The sequence below is a fragment of the Paenibacillus sp. 1-18 genome, assembly GCF_000520755.1.
Lineage (GTDB): Bacteria > Bacillota > Bacilli > Paenibacillales > Paenibacillaceae > Paenibacillus > Paenibacillus brasilensis.
Map to the genome: position 1 here is coordinate 1 of NZ_ASSB01000268.1, position 530 is coordinate 530.

Genomic DNA, 530 nt, shown 5'->3' on the forward strand with positions numbered 1-530 from the left:
GGAGCAAGTCGTACACCCCCGGCATTTGGCAGCAGGAGCGGTACAGGACAGAGCGCTGGCAGAAGGGGCTGTGAAGGCCGTGCATATTGCAGCAGAAGCCATCCAGCCGCACCATCTGCACACCGGAACCATCCAGGGCGTGCATATCGCATCAGAGACGATATCGACCCATGCATTGCAAGATGAGTCTGTTACGTCCGACAAACTGGCGGACGAGAGCGTGACAGCGGCCAAAATATCACCTTATTCCGTCCAGCCGTGGCACATTATCGACGAAGCTGTGCAAGGGAATCATGTGGCAGAAGAGGCCATTCAGTCGAGCCATTTGGCCCCGGAATCGGTCACCTCTGCCCATTTGCAGCCTTCAGCCGTGATGACCCGGCATATTGCGCCGGGGAGTGTATCAGTTCACGCGCTCCAGACAGGAAGCGTGAACGCTGAGAAGCTTGCACTCCGGGCGGTGCGTGCTTCGCATCTGGCGGAAGCTAGTGTAAGCTCCGTACATCTGACGGAGCACGCCGTACACCCTC

1 pseudogene is annotated in these 530 nt (G+C 58.3%); it reads left to right on the forward strand.

The features are described 5' to 3' along the window. Positions 1 to 530, forward strand: a pseudogene (locus L693_RS30685) (hypothetical protein); the annotation flags it as partial.